The organism is Brevibacterium paucivorans (genome assembly GCF_016907735.1).
In the GTDB taxonomy this organism is placed as follows: domain Bacteria; phylum Actinomycetota; class Actinomycetes; order Actinomycetales; family Brevibacteriaceae; genus Brevibacterium; species Brevibacterium paucivorans.
In genome coordinates this window covers 192,343-209,125 of the sequence record NZ_JAFBCP010000001.1, presented here as the reverse complement: position 1 = coordinate 209,125, position 16,783 = coordinate 192,343, and the positions used below count along the sequence as shown (strand labels likewise).

Annotated in this window: 18 protein-coding genes; all 18 read left to right on the top strand. The window is 56.4% G+C overall.

What is annotated here, in order from left to right; all coding sequences use genetic code 11:
- The first annotated feature begins 134 nt into the window (after positions 1 to 134).
- The 18 genes from JOE56_RS01000 to JOE56_RS00915 all read left to right on the top strand — a co-directional run bounded on the left by JOE56_RS01000 (position 135) and on the right by JOE56_RS00915 (position 16,783).
- Positions 135 to 1,685, top strand: a complete 1,551-nt coding sequence (locus JOE56_RS01000; protein WP_204514439.1) for an amino acid carrier protein — start codon at positions 135 to 137, stop codon at positions 1,683 to 1,685.
- Positions 1,686 to 1,759: 74 nt separating this feature from the next.
- Entirely contained in the window at positions 1,760 to 2,059 is a 300-nt protein-coding gene (locus JOE56_RS00995) for a chorismate mutase (RefSeq protein ID WP_204514438.1), read from the top strand.
- 162 nt (positions 2,060 to 2,221) lie between these two features.
- Positions 2,222 to 2,530 (top strand): 50S ribosomal protein L21, encoded by a 309-nt coding sequence (rplU, locus tag JOE56_RS00990; RefSeq protein ID WP_102237823.1) that lies wholly within the window; start codon positions 2,222 to 2,224, stop codon positions 2,528 to 2,530.
- An 18-nt stretch (positions 2,531 to 2,548) separates the two neighbouring features.
- On the top strand, positions 2,549 to 2,800 hold the full coding sequence (rpmA, locus tag JOE56_RS00985) for a 50S ribosomal protein L27 (RefSeq protein ID WP_102237824.1): 252 nt from the start codon (positions 2,549 to 2,551) through the stop codon (positions 2,798 to 2,800).
- Between the two features lie 78 nt (positions 2,801 to 2,878).
- On the top strand, positions 2,879 to 4,408 hold the full coding sequence (gene obgE / locus JOE56_RS00980; protein ID WP_204514437.1) for a GTPase ObgE: 1,530 nt from the start codon (positions 2,879 to 2,881) through the stop codon (positions 4,406 to 4,408).
- Positions 4,408 to 5,553: a glutamate 5-kinase gene (proB, locus tag JOE56_RS00975; RefSeq protein ID WP_204514436.1), complete on the top strand. Its 1,146-nt coding sequence runs from the start codon at positions 4,408 to 4,410 to the stop codon at positions 5,551 to 5,553. Before obgE ends, proB begins: the two co-directional genes overlap by 1 nt.
- Positions 5,550 to 6,833, top strand: a complete 1,284-nt coding sequence (locus tag JOE56_RS00970) for a glutamate-5-semialdehyde dehydrogenase (protein WP_204514435.1) — start codon at positions 5,550 to 5,552, stop codon at positions 6,831 to 6,833. Before proB ends, JOE56_RS00970 begins: the two co-directional genes overlap by 4 nt.
- Before the next feature lie 59 nt (positions 6,834 to 6,892).
- Complete coding sequence (locus tag JOE56_RS00965) at positions 6,893 to 7,048, top strand: hypothetical protein (protein WP_204514434.1); 156 nt, start codon at positions 6,893 to 6,895, stop codon at positions 7,046 to 7,048.
- A 1-nt stretch (position 7,049) separates the two neighbouring features.
- Positions 7,050 to 7,655 carry a nicotinate-nucleotide adenylyltransferase gene (nadD, locus tag JOE56_RS00960; RefSeq protein ID WP_102237828.1) on the top strand — a complete coding sequence of 202 codons (606 nt, stop codon included), beginning with the start codon at positions 7,050 to 7,052 and terminating at the stop codon, positions 7,653 to 7,655.
- Complete coding sequence (locus tag JOE56_RS00955) at positions 7,648 to 8,904, top strand: hypothetical protein (protein WP_204514433.1); 1,257 nt, start codon at positions 7,648 to 7,650, stop codon at positions 8,902 to 8,904. Before nadD ends, JOE56_RS00955 begins: the two co-directional genes overlap by 8 nt.
- Positions 8,905 to 8,916: 12 nt before the next feature.
- On the top strand, positions 8,917 to 9,324 hold the full coding sequence (gene rsfS / locus JOE56_RS00950) for a ribosome silencing factor (RefSeq protein ID WP_204514432.1): 408 nt from the start codon (positions 8,917 to 8,919) through the stop codon (positions 9,322 to 9,324).
- Between the two features lie 7 nt (positions 9,325 to 9,331).
- Complete coding sequence (locus JOE56_RS00945; protein ID WP_204514431.1) at positions 9,332 to 9,943, top strand: histidine phosphatase family protein; 612 nt, start codon at positions 9,332 to 9,334, stop codon at positions 9,941 to 9,943.
- Entirely contained in the window at positions 9,940 to 11,085 is a 1,146-nt protein-coding gene (locus tag JOE56_RS00940) for a glycosyltransferase (RefSeq protein WP_204514430.1), read from the top strand. Before JOE56_RS00945 ends, JOE56_RS00940 begins: the two co-directional genes overlap by 4 nt.
- 89 nt (positions 11,086 to 11,174) lie before the next feature.
- Positions 11,175 to 14,252, top strand: coding sequence for a DUF4040 family protein (locus tag JOE56_RS00935; RefSeq protein WP_204514429.1), 3,078 nt, complete (start codon positions 11,175 to 11,177; stop codon positions 14,250 to 14,252).
- Complete coding sequence (locus tag JOE56_RS00930) at positions 14,249 to 14,581, top strand: sodium:proton antiporter (protein WP_102237834.1); 333 nt, start codon at positions 14,249 to 14,251, stop codon at positions 14,579 to 14,581. Before JOE56_RS00935 ends, JOE56_RS00930 begins: the two co-directional genes overlap by 4 nt.
- The gene (locus JOE56_RS00925) at positions 14,578 to 16,104 is read left to right on the top strand and encodes a proton-conducting transporter transmembrane domain-containing protein (RefSeq protein WP_204514428.1); all 1,527 of its coding nucleotides are present in this window, start codon (positions 14,578 to 14,580) and stop codon (positions 16,102 to 16,104) included. Before JOE56_RS00930 ends, JOE56_RS00925 begins: the two co-directional genes overlap by 4 nt.
- Positions 16,104 to 16,526 carry a Na+/H+ antiporter subunit E gene (locus JOE56_RS00920; protein ID WP_338028591.1) on the top strand — a complete coding sequence of 141 codons (423 nt, stop codon included), beginning with the start codon at positions 16,104 to 16,106 and terminating at the stop codon, positions 16,524 to 16,526. Before JOE56_RS00925 ends, JOE56_RS00920 begins: the two co-directional genes overlap by 1 nt.
- Positions 16,523 to 16,783 carry a monovalent cation/H+ antiporter complex subunit F gene (locus JOE56_RS00915; RefSeq protein WP_204514426.1) on the top strand — a complete coding sequence of 87 codons (261 nt, stop codon included), beginning with the start codon at positions 16,523 to 16,525 and terminating at the stop codon, positions 16,781 to 16,783. Before JOE56_RS00920 ends, JOE56_RS00915 begins: the two co-directional genes overlap by 4 nt.

Genomic DNA, 16,783 nt, shown 5'->3' with positions numbered 1-16,783 from the left:
CGGGTTTCTGTTTTGCAAGTTCAGAGTTACACCCCAGATAACGGTTCGATAACACAGTGTGTCCTACGCCACATTTCATGTTGCGAAAGTCGAAGGTACCCGTGAGTCTATTGTGAGATGTAACTCACACTAAGGTGGTGGACGCATTGAGCAATGCGAATCAAATTGAAGAGGCGATTAACACTGGTTTTGAACCGATCGCCACAGGACTTGAAAAGATCGTTTTCTTTGCGGTCCCAGTAGCGGGGGGAAGCCTTCCGCTCGTGTTGGTTTGGCTGATTGTCGGAGCGACAATCTTTACGATCATCACCGGGTTCATCCAGTTCCGCGGATTCGGTGTCGCACTTGAAGTCGTGAGAGGCAAGTTCTCGTCTAAAGATGACCCAGGTGAAGTGACGCACTTCCAGGCTCTCGCGTCTGCGGTTTCCGGAACGGTGGGTCTGGGTAACATCGCCGGTGTCGGTGTTGCTATGTCTGTCGGTGGTCCAGGTGCGGCCTTCTGGATGATGGTCGCAGGTATCTTGGGTATGGCCACTAAGTTCGTTGAATGTACGTTGGGTGTGAAATACCGCGAAATCGATGAGAATGGCGTGGTTCACGGTGGCCCATTCAAGTACTTGCCTATTGCGTTTAAGCGCTTCGGTGGCCCAGTCGCCAAGGTCCTCACGGGAATCTTCGCTATCGCGATTCTGCTGTTCGGTGTTGTCGGTGGAGGTATGTTCCAGTCGAACCAGGCGTTCGTTCAGATGCGCGAAGCAACCGGTGGTGCTGAAGGTCCTCTGGGTGGACCTCTTGGTGGTCTGTTCACTGGTATTTTGCTCGCAGGTCTCGTTGGTCTGGTTGTTATCGGAGGTATCAAGGTCATCGGTTCTGTGACCGACAAGTTGGTGCCTGCCATGGCAGTTCTGTACATCGGTTCGTGCCTCATTGTGATCTTTGGAAACTTCGGTCACGTTCCAGCCGCTTTCGCAGAGATTTTCGCGGGAGCCTTCACTCCTGAAGGTGGTCTGGGTGGAATGATCGGTGTGATGATCGTGGGCTTCCAGCGTGCGGCATTCTCGAACGAAGCTGGAATTGGATCTTCGCCAATCGCTCACTCGGCTGTAAAGACACGACGCCCAGTTTCGGAAGGTTTCGTAGCTCTGCTGGAACCCTTTATTGACACCGTGGTTGTCTGCCTCATGACCGCGCTGACCGTGATTATTGCCGGTGGTGAAACCTTTGCCAAGGCACGCGAAGATGCGGCCGCTGGTGAATCGGTTGCAGGTGTTGAACTTGTTTCGAGTGCGTTCTCCACAATCACCGGTTGGTGGCCAATTCTTCTGGCGATCGCGGTCGTTCTATTCGCGATCTCGACCCTGATTACATGGGCCTACTATGGTGAAAAGGCGTGGCACTACCTGTTCGGCCGTCGCAACTGGTCGGACACGCTCTTCCGCCTGATCCTCATGGCGTTCATCTTGATTGGTTGCTTGGCGTCGTTCGGATCGATCGTGGCGTTTGCTGACGCGGTTCTGTTCATCTGTTGCTTCGTCAACATCTTCGGTCTGTACCTGCTGGTACCTGAAGTGTTGCGCGAAATGAAGCAGTACCTGGCTGACCGCAAGGCTGGCACCCTCTACGAATTGGGTGCTGAGTCTGAAACGGAACTCCAGGAGATTCGCGAAGAGCAGGGTAACGCGTAAGCGACAACCTTCTCCTTCAGGGCCCGGAGCACATTTGATGCTCCGGGCCCTTTCGTGTGATTTACACTAAAGAAATGACGTCTCACCCTGAACTCGAACGCCTGCGACAAAGTATCGACAATCTGGACTCGGTTCTTATTCACGTGCTTGCTGAGCGCTTTAAGCTCACTGAACAAGTAGGGCAGTTAAAAGCCCAGACGCAGTTACCTGCAGCAGACCCGGAACGCGAGAAACGGCAGGTGAAGCGTCTACGAGCACTTGCTGCCGATGCTCAGCTCGACCCAGAGTTTGCGGAGAAATTCCTGGCGTTCATCGTTGCCGAAGTGATCAGACATCACGAAAGAATTGCCGGAGAAAAAGCTTCGCAGAGTTAACCGGCTTTCTGACTTGCTCAGCGAGTGCTTTGTCAGTATAATAATTCGTCGGTGCATTTAGCGCCTCGGCTGGATTTTCCTCGTAATGGGACATGTGGTCCAAGGAACGTCTGCTGATACAGGAACGCTCGCCAGAGCGCATCGAGAAGGAAGGTATCGTACATGGTTTATGCCATCGTCCGTGCCGGCGGTCACCAGGAAAAAGTGAGCGTTGGCGACACTATTACCGTAAATCGGATCAAAGCTGAGATTGGTGACTCCGTTGATCTTGACGTAGTCCTGCACGTAGACGGTGAGACCGTTACCCACGAGCCTTCTGCTCTGGCAAAAATGGCAGTGACTGCTGAAGTTGTGGGCGAGCACCGCGGACCCAAGATCGTCATTCAGAAGTACAAGAACAAGACTGGGTACAAGAAGCGCATTGGTCACCGTCAGGACCTGACGCGCCTCAAGATCACCGGCATTAAGTAGCGCTAGGAGAGTTTAACAATGGCAAGTAAAAAGGGAGTCTCCTCGACTCGAAATGGTCGCGACTCAAACGCTAAGCGACTGGGCGTTAAGCGCTACGGTGGTCAGGTTGTGGGCGCAGGCGAAATTCTTGTTCGTCAGCGTGGAACCAAGTTCCACCCTGGTGTCAACGTAGGCCGTGGTGGCGACGACACTCTGTTCGCACTGGCAGCTGGGACTGTTGAGTTCGGTGCAAAGGGTGGACGCAAGGTCGTTAACATCGTTGCAGGCTAACTGAGTTATTTACACTGGTGGGGTGAGTCGTTATGGCTCACCCCACTTGCGTTTATTGGGAAAGTTTAAGGGAGAACTGTGGCTATTGAGTTTGTTGATCGCGTAACACTTCATGTGACAGCAGGAAATGGTGGGCACGGTTGTGTGTCTGTGCGGCGCGAAAAGTTCAAGCCACTTGGCGGACCGGACGGCGCTAACGGCGGCGACGGCGGCGACGTGGTTTTGCGTGTCGACGATCAAACCACAACGTTACTCCCGTATCACCGCTCACCTCACCGGAGGGCCGAAAATGGGGGAGTAGGCAAGGGTGACCTCCGCCATGGTGTCAACGGTGAGAACTTGGTACTTCTCGTTCCTGAAGGGACAGTAGTAAAGACCAAGGATGGCCAGGTGCTCGCCGATCTCATGGGCATCGGCACGGAGTTTATCGCTGCACGCGGCGGGCGAGGTGGCCTAGGTAATGCTGCACTTGCCTCGACCAAACGAAAGGCGCCGGGCTTCGCGCTGCTGGGTGAACCTGGTGAAGAACGCGAGCTTGTCCTTGAGATTAAGTCGGTAGCTGACATTGCGCTGGTCGGCTTCCCCTCGGCTGGAAAATCTTCGCTCATTGCGGCGCTTTCCGCCGCGCGCCCTAGAATCGCTGACTACCCGTTCACTACCTTGAAACCAAACTTGGGTGTGGTTGAGGCTGGTGACGTACGCTTCACGGTCGCAGACGTCCCCGGTTTGATTCCAGGTGCCGCCCAGGGCCGAGGTCTTGGTTTGGAGTTCTTGCGTCACATCGAACGCTGTGCCGCCTTGGTTCACGTGATTGATATGGCTACGTGGGAGTCGGACAGGGATCCGGTCACTGACTTGCACGCGATTGAGTCCGAGCTTGCGGAGTACGAGGTCGATGTTATGCCGTCAGGTGACCTTCTTCCCTTGACGAAACGACCAGTGCTGGTTGCGTTGAACAAAACTGATTTGCCAGATGGGCAAGACATGTCGGACATGGTGCGATCAGAGCTTGAAGCGGCTGGTTACCGGACGTTTGAAGTGTCCGCTGTCAGCCGTAAGGGCCTACGGGAGTTGTCGTTCGCGATGGCTGAGCTAGTGAAAGAGGAGCGTGAGCGGCGCAGCCGGATAGAAGAGGCTCCGGTTCGCCAGGTGATCAGGCCAATTGCAGTCGACGATGCTGGGTTCGACATCGTGCGTGAAGAAACAGCTGAAGGGCCGATGTATCGCGTTCTGGGCTCCAAGCCTCAACGGTGGGTCCTGCAAACAGACTTCTCAAATGACGAAGCGGTTGGCTATCTGGCTGACAGACTTGAAAGACTGGGCGTCGAAGAGCAGCTCTTCTCCATGGGCGCTCACCCTGGCGACACGATCGTGATCGGCCCAGATGACAATTCGGTTGTCTTTGACTGGGACCCAACGATGGTCGGTGGTGCCGAACTACTTGGAGCCCGTGGAACAGACATGCGTCTTGAAGAAGACCAGCGCGCGACACGCAAGGAACGTAAAGCTGCCTTCCACGAACGAATGGACGCAAAGGCCGAAGCGCGCGCTGAACTCGAAGCCGAACGCATCGCTGAGAAGCGCGCGCGGCAAGAAGGAAGTGAGTAGTGAGCACATATGAAGAAACACGCAATGCAATTGCGGGTGCTTCCCGCGTAGTCGTCAAAGTGGGGTCCAGTTCCTTAACGACCCCCACTGGCCTTAACACCGAGGCGTTAGAGAAAATCGCACGCACTCTTGCAAAGTTTCGACTCGACGGAAAAGAAGTCATCCTCGTGTCATCGGGTGCGGTGGCAGCTGGTATGGGGCCCATGAAGGCCATTACTCGTCCGAAGGATCTTGCTACGCAACAAGCTGCCGCCGGTATTGGCCAAGGAATTCTCATGTCTGCGTACTTCACTGTGCTTGCCGAATACGGGCTCGTGCCGGCGCAGGTTCTTCTCACAGCAGATGAACTTATCCGTAGGACGCAGTATCGCAATGCTCAACGTGCAATCGACCGCATGTTGGCGCTGGGGTTCATGCCCATTGTGAACGAGAATGACGCCGTTGCCACCTCGGAGATTCGTCTGGGGGACAACGACCGACTGTCCGCGCTTGTCGCTCAGCTCTCCCACGCCGATGCGCTGGTCCTCCTCACCGATGTTGACGCACTTTACACTGCGCACCCCGCTGACCCGGACTCCAAGCGAGTCGAATTCGTATCTCACCCCAGTGAAATCGAGGAGCTGAACATTGGGGGAGCAGGATCGAGTGTGGGTACTGGCGGAATGCGTACCAAGGTCCAAGCCGCCACTATGGTGACTGACTCGGGCATCCCAACTCTTGTCACCTCGGCGGACAACTGCGCAGCCGCACTCAGGGGCGAGGACATAGGAACCTACTTCGCTGTCACCCACAAACGCCGCCAAACACGAATGCTGTGGTTGGCGCACTTGGCGTCAACCAACGGAACTATCCGGATTGACGCGGGAGCCGCTAAGGCAGTTCTCAAACGAGGGACTAGCCTCCTTGCCGCCGGGGTAACGCAGGTGACTGGAGAATTCGAGTCAGGCGACCCGATCGACATTGTGGACCCACAGGGGAAAGTCATCGCGCGAGGCATGACGAACTTTTCCTCAGAAGAGCTTCCACGTATGTACGGTTTAACGACTGATGCCTTGGGAGAGCGCTATGGTAGTGACTATCGTAAGGAAGTAGTGCACCGGAACGACTTGGTGCTCACCGAAAGTGCTTATGAAGGACGTCTATGACCGAGGATGTTAACCCCAAGATCTCTCGCGCAGTTACGAAAGTTGTAGCGGGCGCAAAGGACGCATCAGCTGTTCTCAGCGTTTCTTCTACCGCGGAACGGCACGCGGCGCTTGAACAGATTGCGCTTACGCTCGAAAACAATGTGGAACAGATTCTCGAAGCGAACAACGAGGACATTGAAAAAGCACGCGAAAAAGGAACAGCGGAAGGGCTGATCGACCGTTTGCGCTTGACAGAAGAGCGGGTGCATTCGATCGCTCAGGCTGTGCGTGACGTTGTTTCACTTCCCGACCCAGTGGGTGAAATCGTTGAAGGGCGTAGGCTCCCCAACGGCATTCACCTCGCACAGGTGCGCGTGCCCATGGGCGTGATTGGCGCTATTTATGAAGCACGCCCGAATGTGACTGTCGATATTGCCGTGCTTGCCCTCAAATCGGGAAACGCGAGTGTCTTGCGTGGCGGGTCGCTCGCGCAGTCGTCAAACACGGTGCTCATCAGTCTTCTTCGAGAGGCTCTGGTGACTGCAGGGTTGCCGGAAAACTCGATCAATGGAATCGACCAATGGGGCCGCGAAGGTGCGCGAGTTCTCATGAACGCACGCGAACACGTAGACCTGTTGATTCCACGTGGTGGAGCTGAACTCATTCAAACTGTTGTCATGAACTCGACTGTGCCAGTCATTGAGACTGGCGTGGGTAACGTTCACATGTTCATTGACTCGTCGGCTACGGTGCGCTCAGCTACGAAGCTCGTGGTTAACTCAAAGACGCAACGGCCCAGTGTGTGCAACGCGCTTGAGACTCTGCTGGTTCACGAGAAGGCCGCACGTCGAGTTCTTCCACGCATCCTTGAAGGGCTCAGCGATGCCAACGTGGTCATCCACGGTGACCCAACGGTTGCAGAATACGCGCCAGAGGGCGTGAAGGTTCAACGTGCCACCCGCAAAGACTGGAACACGGAGTACCTTGACCTTGAGATTGCCATCAAGGTTGTCGAGGATATCGAGGCCGCGATCGAACACATCCGGGAGTACTCGTCGGGCCACACGGACGTCATTGTGACGAATGACTTGTCAAATGCCGAACTGTTTGTGTCCACAATCGACTCTGCGTCAGTAGGTGTGAACGTTTCAACACGTTTTACAGACGGGGGCGCTTTCGGATTGGGTGCCGAAGTAGGGATCTCAACACAGAAGCTTCACGCGCGTGGACCTATGGGACTCACTCAGCTCACCACAACTAAGTGGATCATGCGTGGGTCGGGTCAGGTTCGTTCGTAGTTTCGTGAGAGACTAAGAACTGCCGTAAAATCTTACAAACATCTATAAAAGGAGAAGACGTGGCGTCTGCTTTGGTAGTGCTGGCACAGGAAGCGCACGAAACCGTCGTTGAGTTGCCAATGCACCCAATCTGGTACGGAGTCATTGCGTTCAGCATTTTGATGCTGCTGGGCATTATTACGCTGTCGTGGAAGGGCATTTCCTACCGGCACTGATATGGCAAATTCTGTGCGCAGAGTCGGTGTGATGGGTGGAACATTCGACCCCATCCACCACGGACACTTGGTTGCAGCCAGTGAAGTTGCAGCCAAGTTTGATCTAGATGAAGTCGTTTTCGTGCCCACGGGTCGTCCGTGGCAGAAGTCCGATCGTGATGTGTCGCCTGCCGAGCACAGATACCTCATGACTGTTGTCGCAACGGCGTCGAATCCGCAGTTCACAGTTTCGCGAGTGGACGTCGACAGGCCGGGGGCAACCTACACGATCGATACATTGCGTGACCTATCGCAAGTCTATGGGCGTGAAACCGAGCTTTTCTTCATCACGGGTGCCGATGCTCTTGCGCAGATTCTGTCGTGGAAGGACGTTGATGAACTGTTCTCTCTCGCGCACTTTGTGGGAGTGAGTCGGCCGGGCCACGACCTCACCAGAGAGGGACTGCCTGAACATCGGTTGAGCCTCATGCACATTCCGGCTCTCGCGATCTCGTCAACAGATTGCCGTGACCGCGTCGCGAATGAAATGCCAGTGTGGTACTTAGTACCTGACGGAGTAGTGCAATACATCAACAAGCACAATCTTTACAGGAGTGAAAATGGCTGAGCAGTACATGTCGAGGCGAGAGCGGAAAGAAGCTGAGAAGCGCGCCGCCGAAGCCCAGAAGCTCAAGGAAGCTGCTGAAACTCCTGTCGCTGAGGAAACCTCTCCGGCAGTCTCGACCCCGGCTAAACCACAGACTCCTCCACAGGCCCAGCCGAAAGCGGATCAGCCTCCAGCGGACAAGGAACCAACTCCTGCTGAGCCTCCGCAGTTTGCGTCTCGAGCTGAGCGTAAGGCGTGGATGCGGAAACATGGGCAGGCTCCTGAGGTAGCCGATGAGCCCGACCTCACACTACGTCGCCAGTCAAAACAGGAACCTACTCCCGCTCCCAAGGAGACCGAAGCTGAAAAGGCTGAGGTCAAGAAGCCTGAAGCGCAGAAGACTGCGACCAAGAAGCCTGAGGCGAAGAAGCCGGAGGCGAAGAATCCGGAGCCTAAGAAACCTGAATCCCCGAAGACGGCTTCTAAGGCTGCGGAAGCCAAAAAGCCAGAAGCGAAAAAGCCGGAAGCCAAAAAGCCTGAAGCGAAAAAGCCAGAAGCCAAGAAACCAGTTCCGGCGAAGCCAACCACGCAACCCGGAGTCGCTCAGTCGGCGGCGAAAGCACCGGCTGAGAAGAAGCCAGCTGATAAGAAACCTGTAGAAAAGCCAACTGACAAGAAGCCTGCAGAAAAACCAGCTGAGCAGAAAAAGGCCGCAGAGAAGAAAACAACTTCGGAAAAACAGGGCGGAAACAAGCCAGCTGCTGCAAAGCCGGCTCAAGCACCGCAGGCTAAGAAAACGAGCGCAGAAGAAAAGAGCGCTGACAGTGCTGACAAAAAGAGCCCTGACAAGAAGTCAGATGACGCACAAAAAGCAGCTCCGCGTTCGCGTAAGTCACCAGTCGTAAAACCACCAAACACTGAGGGTATCCGTGTAGTCAGTGGCGCAGTTCCTGTTGTCAGCGCAGAGGGCAAGGACCAAGGGGACACTAAGCAGGATTCGGTTTCTGCTGACGATGAGCGTTCTCGTGCTGCATCTTGTGCGACTCGCCCTTTGGAGTCGGTTGAAGAAGACCCCGAGGTGACGCGCGAAGAGTGGCCTCTCAACGACGAAATCGGAGTGGCCCAGCCCATGTCTGCACGCTCGGTGACCCATCAGGACGGGGAAATCCTCGTGGGAGAACGCTCCTCGGTTTTGCCGTATATCGTTTTAGGTGTCGGCGGCTTGTGCGCAATCGTGCTTGTTGTCGTTGCCCTGATCATGCTGTTCTAGAAAGGTTTTCTTTTGCCCGCAACCGATGAAACCATCGAGTATGCCCGCAGCGCCGCGAAGGGTGCTATTCAGAAACTCGCTACTGACGTCGTTGTTCTCGACGTGTCAGAACAGCTCGTGATCACGGATGCTTTTGTGATCGCATCGGCTTCAAACTCTCGACAAGTTGATGCCATTGTTGACGGTGTCGAAGAAACGCTTTTGAAAGAGCACGGCCTGAAACCGAAGAATCGTGAAGGTCGTGGCGAAGGCACGTGGGTCCTCTTGGACTACTCCGATATCGTGGTTCACGTATTCAACCACGACGATCGCGAATTCTACGGACTTGAAAGACTGTGGAAGGACAGCCCGGTCATTTCGATTCCTGAGGTTCAAAACCCAGACACTGTGAACGACACCGACAGCGCCTACAACGAATAGGGACAGTATGGCACGCGAGCTTTATCTCATCCGGCATGGTCGTACAGCCTTTAATAAAGAGGGCCGGTTCCAGGGCCAGATCGACATTCCGCTCGACGAAACCGGTGAACAACAGGCTCACGCTATTGCCATTACCCTGCAAAACTGTGGCATCACGCGCATCTTCGCTTCGGATCTGACGCGTGCTCGTTCAACCGCTCATGCATTAGCAACTGCCACGGGATTGCAGGTGGCCCTGGACGAAGGCTTGCGAGAGATCAGCGTAGGCGAGTGGGAAGGTTTCACTCGCGACGAGATTGAGCAGAAGTGGCCAGACCTTCTGGCTAAGTGGAAGAGTGGCGCCGAGGTGCGTCCACCTGGCGGCGAAAGTCGCCTGGAGTCCTCGCAACGTGTGTACGACTCCGTCCACAGGCTTTTAGACACTTGCGACGACACTGACGTAGTCGCAATGGTTGCTCACGGAGCAGTGATCCGCGGGGCCACTGAATTGATGATGGGCCTGTCGCCTGAAACAAACCTCGCGCGTTTAGGCGTGCTCGACAACTGCGAATACGTTCACTTTGTCAAGCGAAACGACGCATGGATGCTCCGGCGTTTTGCCGGGGGAGCCTGTGCGTGAAACTCGCTGTCGTATGTGACTACTCCCTTCGCTATACAGGTGGTGCGCAGACAGCACTCATGGCGCAGGTGCGCGCGTGGTCACAGCAGTTTCCAGTCGTACTGATCGCCCCTGACGTCCCACGCACTCACCTTCCCGGCGTGACCGCGGTGCGACCGCCTCGGGGGGTCCGAAGCCTTGAACTTCCCGTTGTCAGAGCCAACCCAGTCGTGCACGCATGGATGCGCCGGACTCTCAAACAGCACCAGGCGCAAGCGGTTATGGTGCATTCGGAGTTCGGGCTGGCAGCTAGCGCTGTTGCACAGGCAAAACAGCTGGGCCTTCCGTCATTGCACACCGTTCACACCTTCTTTTGGCGTGCTCCGCTCATTGCGCAGCCTTTTGCACCTGTTGCACGCGGTTTTCACCGGCTGGTGACAGGACTTGAGCAACCGCGTGTGCGATTGGCTGATCGGCCGCTGGATTCCGCGTTGCGGGGTATGACCTTGGCGGTAGCTCGGCAGGCAGATGCGGTCATTTCGCCGTCCGCGCATCAAGGTGAGCGCTTGCGTAGCGCAGGGCTTAACAACGTGAGTGTCGTGTCAAATGTCGCCGAGGTCGTCCCCGGCGAACGCTCATTGGTCCCGGCGACGCCGTTGAAGCTTCTGTGGGTAGGCCGGTTCGCTCCCGAAAAACGGTTGGACGTGGCCATCGACGCGGTGCGGTTGGCACGCCGTCGGGGAGCACATGTGGAGCTGACGGTGGCAGGTGGGGAACCACCTCGGGGTGTGAATGACCCTTTCATCCATTTTTGCGGCGTTGTCCCACACGAGCGCGTGGTGGACCTGATTGACGACGCTCATGCGACGCTGCTGACGTCGTGTGGGTTTGATAATCAGCCCATGGTGATTTTGGAATCCGCGGCCCGAGGTCGTCCCACCCTGGTGTGTGACCCGGTGTTGGCAACGGAGTTCGGCGGCGCTGTCGTGGGAAGTGCCGGGAACACGGCCACGGATCTGGCAGACACGATTGTGGCGTGCGCTCAAGCACCGGAAACGATCATGCAGGCGGGGCGTGAGGCCAAGCTGCTGGCCCAAGAGTCGTCGCCACGTGCACACGTGAAGAACCTGCAAAACGTGATTTCTCGCATCAATATGTCTTGATGTGGACGGTTTTGGTCGTTAAGTCCACATATAGGTAGCATTGTCTGGACGCGCAAGCGTCGTGTGATGGTCGTAACAGAAGGAGTTCCGTGGCAATTTCCGCAACTCTGGGACTCTTAGCTCTGATCATTCTTCTCACCCCGATCCTCTGCCGGCTCGTTGGCCGTTCCACCGGGTGGTTCTTGGGTCTGGGGTACCTGGGTGCGGCAGCACTGTTCATGCCCGCCGCTACCGCCGCGGTCACGGATGGCACTGCGTTTCCAACAGCGCAAGAAACAATGTGGTCCCTTGCGTGGATGCCCAGTTTCGATGTGAATCTTGCTTTCGCCGTTGACGGTGTGGGCGCAATCTTCACAATGATCGCGCTGGTCATTGGTGCGTTCGTGTTGTTCTACTCCACACGGTATTTGTCACGCGGCCCCAACTATTCGTTCTACCTGCTCATGGCCACCTTTACGTTCGCCATGGTGGGGCTGGTGCTGACCGACAACCTCTTTGTGCTCTTCGTATGCTGGGAGATCACTTCGATTGCGTCGTTCATGCTGATTGCGCGCTCCGGCCGTGCCGCTGAAGGTGCCAGCCTGCGCACCATGTTCATGACGTTCATGGGTGGAGTGCTCCTGCTGGTTGCGGTTTCGGCCATGTACGGTGTGGTGGGAAGCGCCAGCATCCGTGAGGTGCTTGGCTCTAGAGTGTGGCAAGAAAAGCCCGGGTTCACTGTTGCAATGGCGTTGCTCGTGGCAGTCGCAGCCATGACGAAATCGGCGCAGTTCCCGTTCCAGTCGTGGCTTCCCGACGCAATGGCAGCCATCACCCCAGTCAGCGCGTATCTGCACGCCGCCGCGGTGGTGAAGGCCGGTATCTTCCTGTTGTTCCGCTTTAGCCCCGCGTTCAGCGATGTCTTGGCGTGGAACGTTCTGTTGGTCAGTGCCGGGATTGTGACCGCGTGGATCGGTGGCTGGTGTGCTCTGACGCAAAACGACTTGAAGAAGCTCATGGCGTACTCCACCGTAAGTCAGCTGGGGCTCATTGTCGCTGCCGTGGGAGTCGGAACCGAATTTGCTCTCACCGCGGGGCTCGTCCACGTCATTTCCCACGCCATGTTCAAGTCCGGCCTGTTCATGATGGTGGGTGTGGTTGACCACCTGGGCCACACGCGCACGTTTGGCAAGATCCCTCGTTTGATCAAGGTCGCGCCGGTGAGTTTTGCGATTACGGCAATTGGTGCCGCGTCGATGGCTGGCGTTCCGCCCCTGATGGGATTCGTGTCCAAGGAAATGCTCCTGACGGCGGTGAGCTCCGCCGGGGGAGAAGGCCACGCTTTGGGCTGGCTCGCGCTGGTTTTGGTAGCGGGTGCCTCCGTCCTGACAATCAGCTACTGCACCAAGATTCTGTTCGGGGCGTTCATTGACGGTCCCGAGGTGGATGCTGAGAAATTGGGTCACAGCGACTTCGTGATGGTCACGTTCGCAGCCCTGCCGATCGTGTTGTCGGTTCCGCTTGCCTTTGCGCTGGGAGTCATCGAGCCAGGGGTAGCTGCGGGCACCTCGGCGGCACAGGGAGAAGCCGCCCACCACGTTCACCTGGCGATGTTCCACGGAGTTACTCCTGAACTGATTGCCTCACTCATCATCATTGCGTGCGGTGTGCTGGTCGCGTTCAACCGCGACCGGGTGTGGGCGTTCTTTGAGCGCGCTGCTATTCCGTTCACCGGCGCCGATGTGATTGACCGGATTGTCGCTGGTCTTGAACGGATGGGTGGCGTCCTCGTCTCCGCTGTTGCAAGCGAACGTGCATCCCGACACGTCATGATGAACCTCGGGTTCTTGGCGGTGGTGATTTTCGGTTCGGCGATTGCGATCTACACGGGTCCTGGTCTGCCCAAGTTCGTGCCTAACCTGAACAGGCCCATCGACTACGCGTTGCTGGTTGTCATTACCTTTGCGACGCTCGTGGTTTGCCTGTCACGTTCACGTCTGACAGCGGTCATTGGTTTGTCTGCCGTGGGAATTATGGCCACGGTGCAGATCATGGCTCTGGGAGCACCCGACGTCACACTGACGCAGTTGCTGGTCGAGACCATGACCATCATCGTGTTCATGCTGATCATGCAGAAGCTTCCGCGCACATTTTGGAAGTACTCGGTCAAAGTGCAGGTCATGCGCGGTGTGTTTGCTATTGCCGTGGGTAGCTCGGTTGCGTTGGCCGTGTGGATGTTGTCCGGGCGAAGGGCCCGGTCAGACATTGCGATGTACTACCTGAGTAAGGCGCCCGAAATTTCGGGTGGAGACAACATTGTCAACACTATTCTGGTCGAGTTCCGTGCATTGGACACGCAGGGTGAGCTCGCTGTATTGGGTATGGCCGGAATCGCGATCGTGGCTGTGATGTCCTCTGTTCGAGACCGCTATATTGACCCGCCAGCATCTGACGTTCCGGAAATGCCACGACGCCCGTGGTTGGCGATTCGCCCACGGGGAAGTACTGCGTTTGCGGCTGTCACGGAAGCCTGGCCAAATGTCATTGCCATGCAGCTCATGGTGAAAGTCGTTGGTCCGTTGCTAGGACTCGGTTCGTTGCTGATCTTTTTGCGCGGACACAATGAGCCAGGCGGTGGCTTTATCGCCGCTCTGGTGGGTTCCGCGATCGCCGGATTGTTGTATATGGCCACGTCGAAGGACCGCGCAATTGGTCCGCCGCGACTGCCCATCCTGCTCATCGGTGGCGGTATTTTGGTTGCCGTTCTGACAGGTATCGTGGGGCTCATAGTTAAGGGCTCGTTCCTCGAACCGATCCACGGATATGTTCTTGGTCAACACTTAACGACGTCGATGGCGTTCGATGTTGGTGTGTACATGGCAGTTGTGGGTATGTTGCTGGTGTCGTTCAACCTTTTGGGAACCTCAGACTCGGCGTTCACGCCGGCCGGAGACGACGTTTTGGTCGACGGAATGATGGTGCGCGATATCGACGTCATTGAGCGAACGCGCGAGCGTACCGACGAAATGCTCTACGGTGAACTTCGCGGTCCGCTGGAAACCATGCGTGGTGACAGGCCAAAAGCAAGTGAGTTCACGGAGCCCGAAAAACCGGACGATAAGAAGAGGGTAGGACTGCGAACCAGGCACATCGCATACGGAGATCAACCTAAGGAGCGTGGCGAATGATTATCGCAATCACGGTCGGGGTCTTGGTTTCCGGCGGCGTGTACCTCATGATGCAACGGTCAATGGTGCGCACGATTTTTGGGCTTGCGCTCATTTCTCACGCCGCGAACTTCGCTCTCCTGTTGTCAGGTGTTCCGGCTTGGCGTGGTGAACCGATCGCAGGTCGCACGCCCGTTTCAGAAGCGGCTGACCCTCTTCCACAGGCGTTTGTGCTGACGGCGATCGTCATTACGCTTGCTGTCACCATCTTCATGCTGGCGCTAGCGGTTCTGGGGCACGACGATGACCAGGACCGTATTCCCGAAACGGGAGAAAGGCGCACACAGTGAACGGTTCGCTTCTTCTCCTGTTTATCGTTGTCCCTCTTGCGGCCTCGGCAATCACGACGTTTGTGAGGACCCGCTGGATCAACCTGTGCTTCCTGCTGGGAGTGCCACTGGCTACTGTGGTGGCCGGACTCTACTTGATTGGTGCAACTGCGAACGGGCACACAATTGCGCACTCCGTTGGTGGATACGTACACGGGTTGGCAATCCCGTTTGTCGCCGATACCTTCACCGCTGTCATGCTGGTGATTACATCGCTTGCGGTGGTCGCGTCATGCGCGTTCTTGCGAACCACAGGTGAAGATCAGTACCGGTTCGTACCCACGTTGATTCTCTTGATGCTCACCGGTGTCAACGGTGCAATGCTCACGGGAGACCTGTTTAACTTCTTCGTGTTTATCGAAGTGATGGTCCTTCCGTCCTATGCGCTCATTGCCGTTACCGGAACGTGGCGTCGTTTGGGTGTGGGGCGCATGTTCGTGATCGTGAACCTCTTGACCTCTACGCTTTTGGTCATTGGTGTCGGTTTTATCTACGCCTCAACCGGTACGGTCAACATTGCCGTATTGGCTGACCAAACCCGATTCGGCGACGTCTCACCACAAGCGGCACTAGCGGTTGGAATCGTCGTTCTGGCGCTTCTCATTAAAGCCGGTGCCGCACCGGTCCACGGGTGGTTAGTACGTTCCTATCCCAACACCTCGGGCGGAATGATGTCGCTGTTCGCAGCGACCCACTCAAAGGTGGCCATCTACGGAATCTACCGTGTGTACGTTTCCGTGTTTGGCGGACACCCCCGGTGGGAAGACGTGTTGCTTATCATCGTGGTGCTCACGATTGCGGTGGGAGCGTTTTCAGGGTTCGGCGAAATTCGCGTGCGTAACATCTTTGCGTTTCAGATGACCGCGGGTGTGGGGCACATCCTCATTGGTGTTGCAGTGCTCACGACAGCTGCGGTTTCGGCAGGTATCTTCTACATGGTCCACCACATTGTCACCATGTCTGGACTCTTGTTAACGATTGGCGCGATTGAGCAGACTTACGGAACTGGGGCGTTCAAGAAGCTCTCTGGATTGATTAGACGAGAACGTGTCGCATCTGTCCTCATGATCATCGGACTTTTCTCTCTCATCGGACTGCCCCCCACCTCGGGACTGTGGGGCAAGATGGGGCTGGTGCGCGCCCTCATGGAAAACGTGACACCGGCAACCATCGTCATGGTGATCACCGTAGTCTTGGCGTCGATCGGTTCGTTGCTAGCCTTGCAACGCTTGTGGAAGAACACGTTCTGGGGCGATGACATGACGCAGTACCACCCCGACTCACCAGCAACCGGTCGTGCGCCGGCGACGGACCTAACCGACGATGTTCGTGTGCGGTGGACGCTGTTGGTTCCGGGTGCGTTCATGATCGCCATATCCGTGGCGATGTTTGTGGGTGGGCAAGCGATCATGCCTATCATCCAGGAAGCTGCGAATGCGCTTCTGCACGTTGACCCGTATGTAGAGGCGGTGCTTGGACAATGATGTTGGCACTGAGATCGATTGTGTACCTGGCGTGGCTGGGCAAGGAGATCATCAGCGGAACGCTCGACGTGGTTCTCAACCTGTTCAAAACAGGCGACTATGGCAAACCGATGATTGTGGAAGTGCCCATGCGGTGCGTGACAGATGTTGAAATTACGCTGTTTGCTTCGTCGATTACGATCACGCCGGGAACCCTGGTGGTTGCGACGGGACCGGGAACGGCGACCGCGCCACCCACGCTGTTCGTGCATAGTATGTTCGCGGATTCCGAAGAGGAAGTACTCGAAGGGCTATTCGATATGGAGTCGCGTCTTTTGAGGACACTTCGCGGGCGAGCCCCGGGGGAGATCCCTGAATCGGTGGGCCTGACCGCAGGCGACGGGGATGTAAACAAACGCCAGGCGACGGAAGAGGAATCATGACGATCATTCTGTGGACGTGCATCGCGATTCTTGTCGTCTCGATTGTCTTGGGTTTGGTGCGCGCGCTCACCGCACCTGAGTCCGGTTCGCGTGCCGTGGTGGGAGACCTTGTGTACTTCGGGGCGGTGGGAATCCTCGCATTTATTGGGATGTTGGTGAACATCTCCATTGTTATTGACGTGCTCTTCTTGTCGTCGTTGCTGGGGATCTTGGCGACCGTGGCTCTGTCTCGCATTCTCACTCGAGGGCACAGGTGA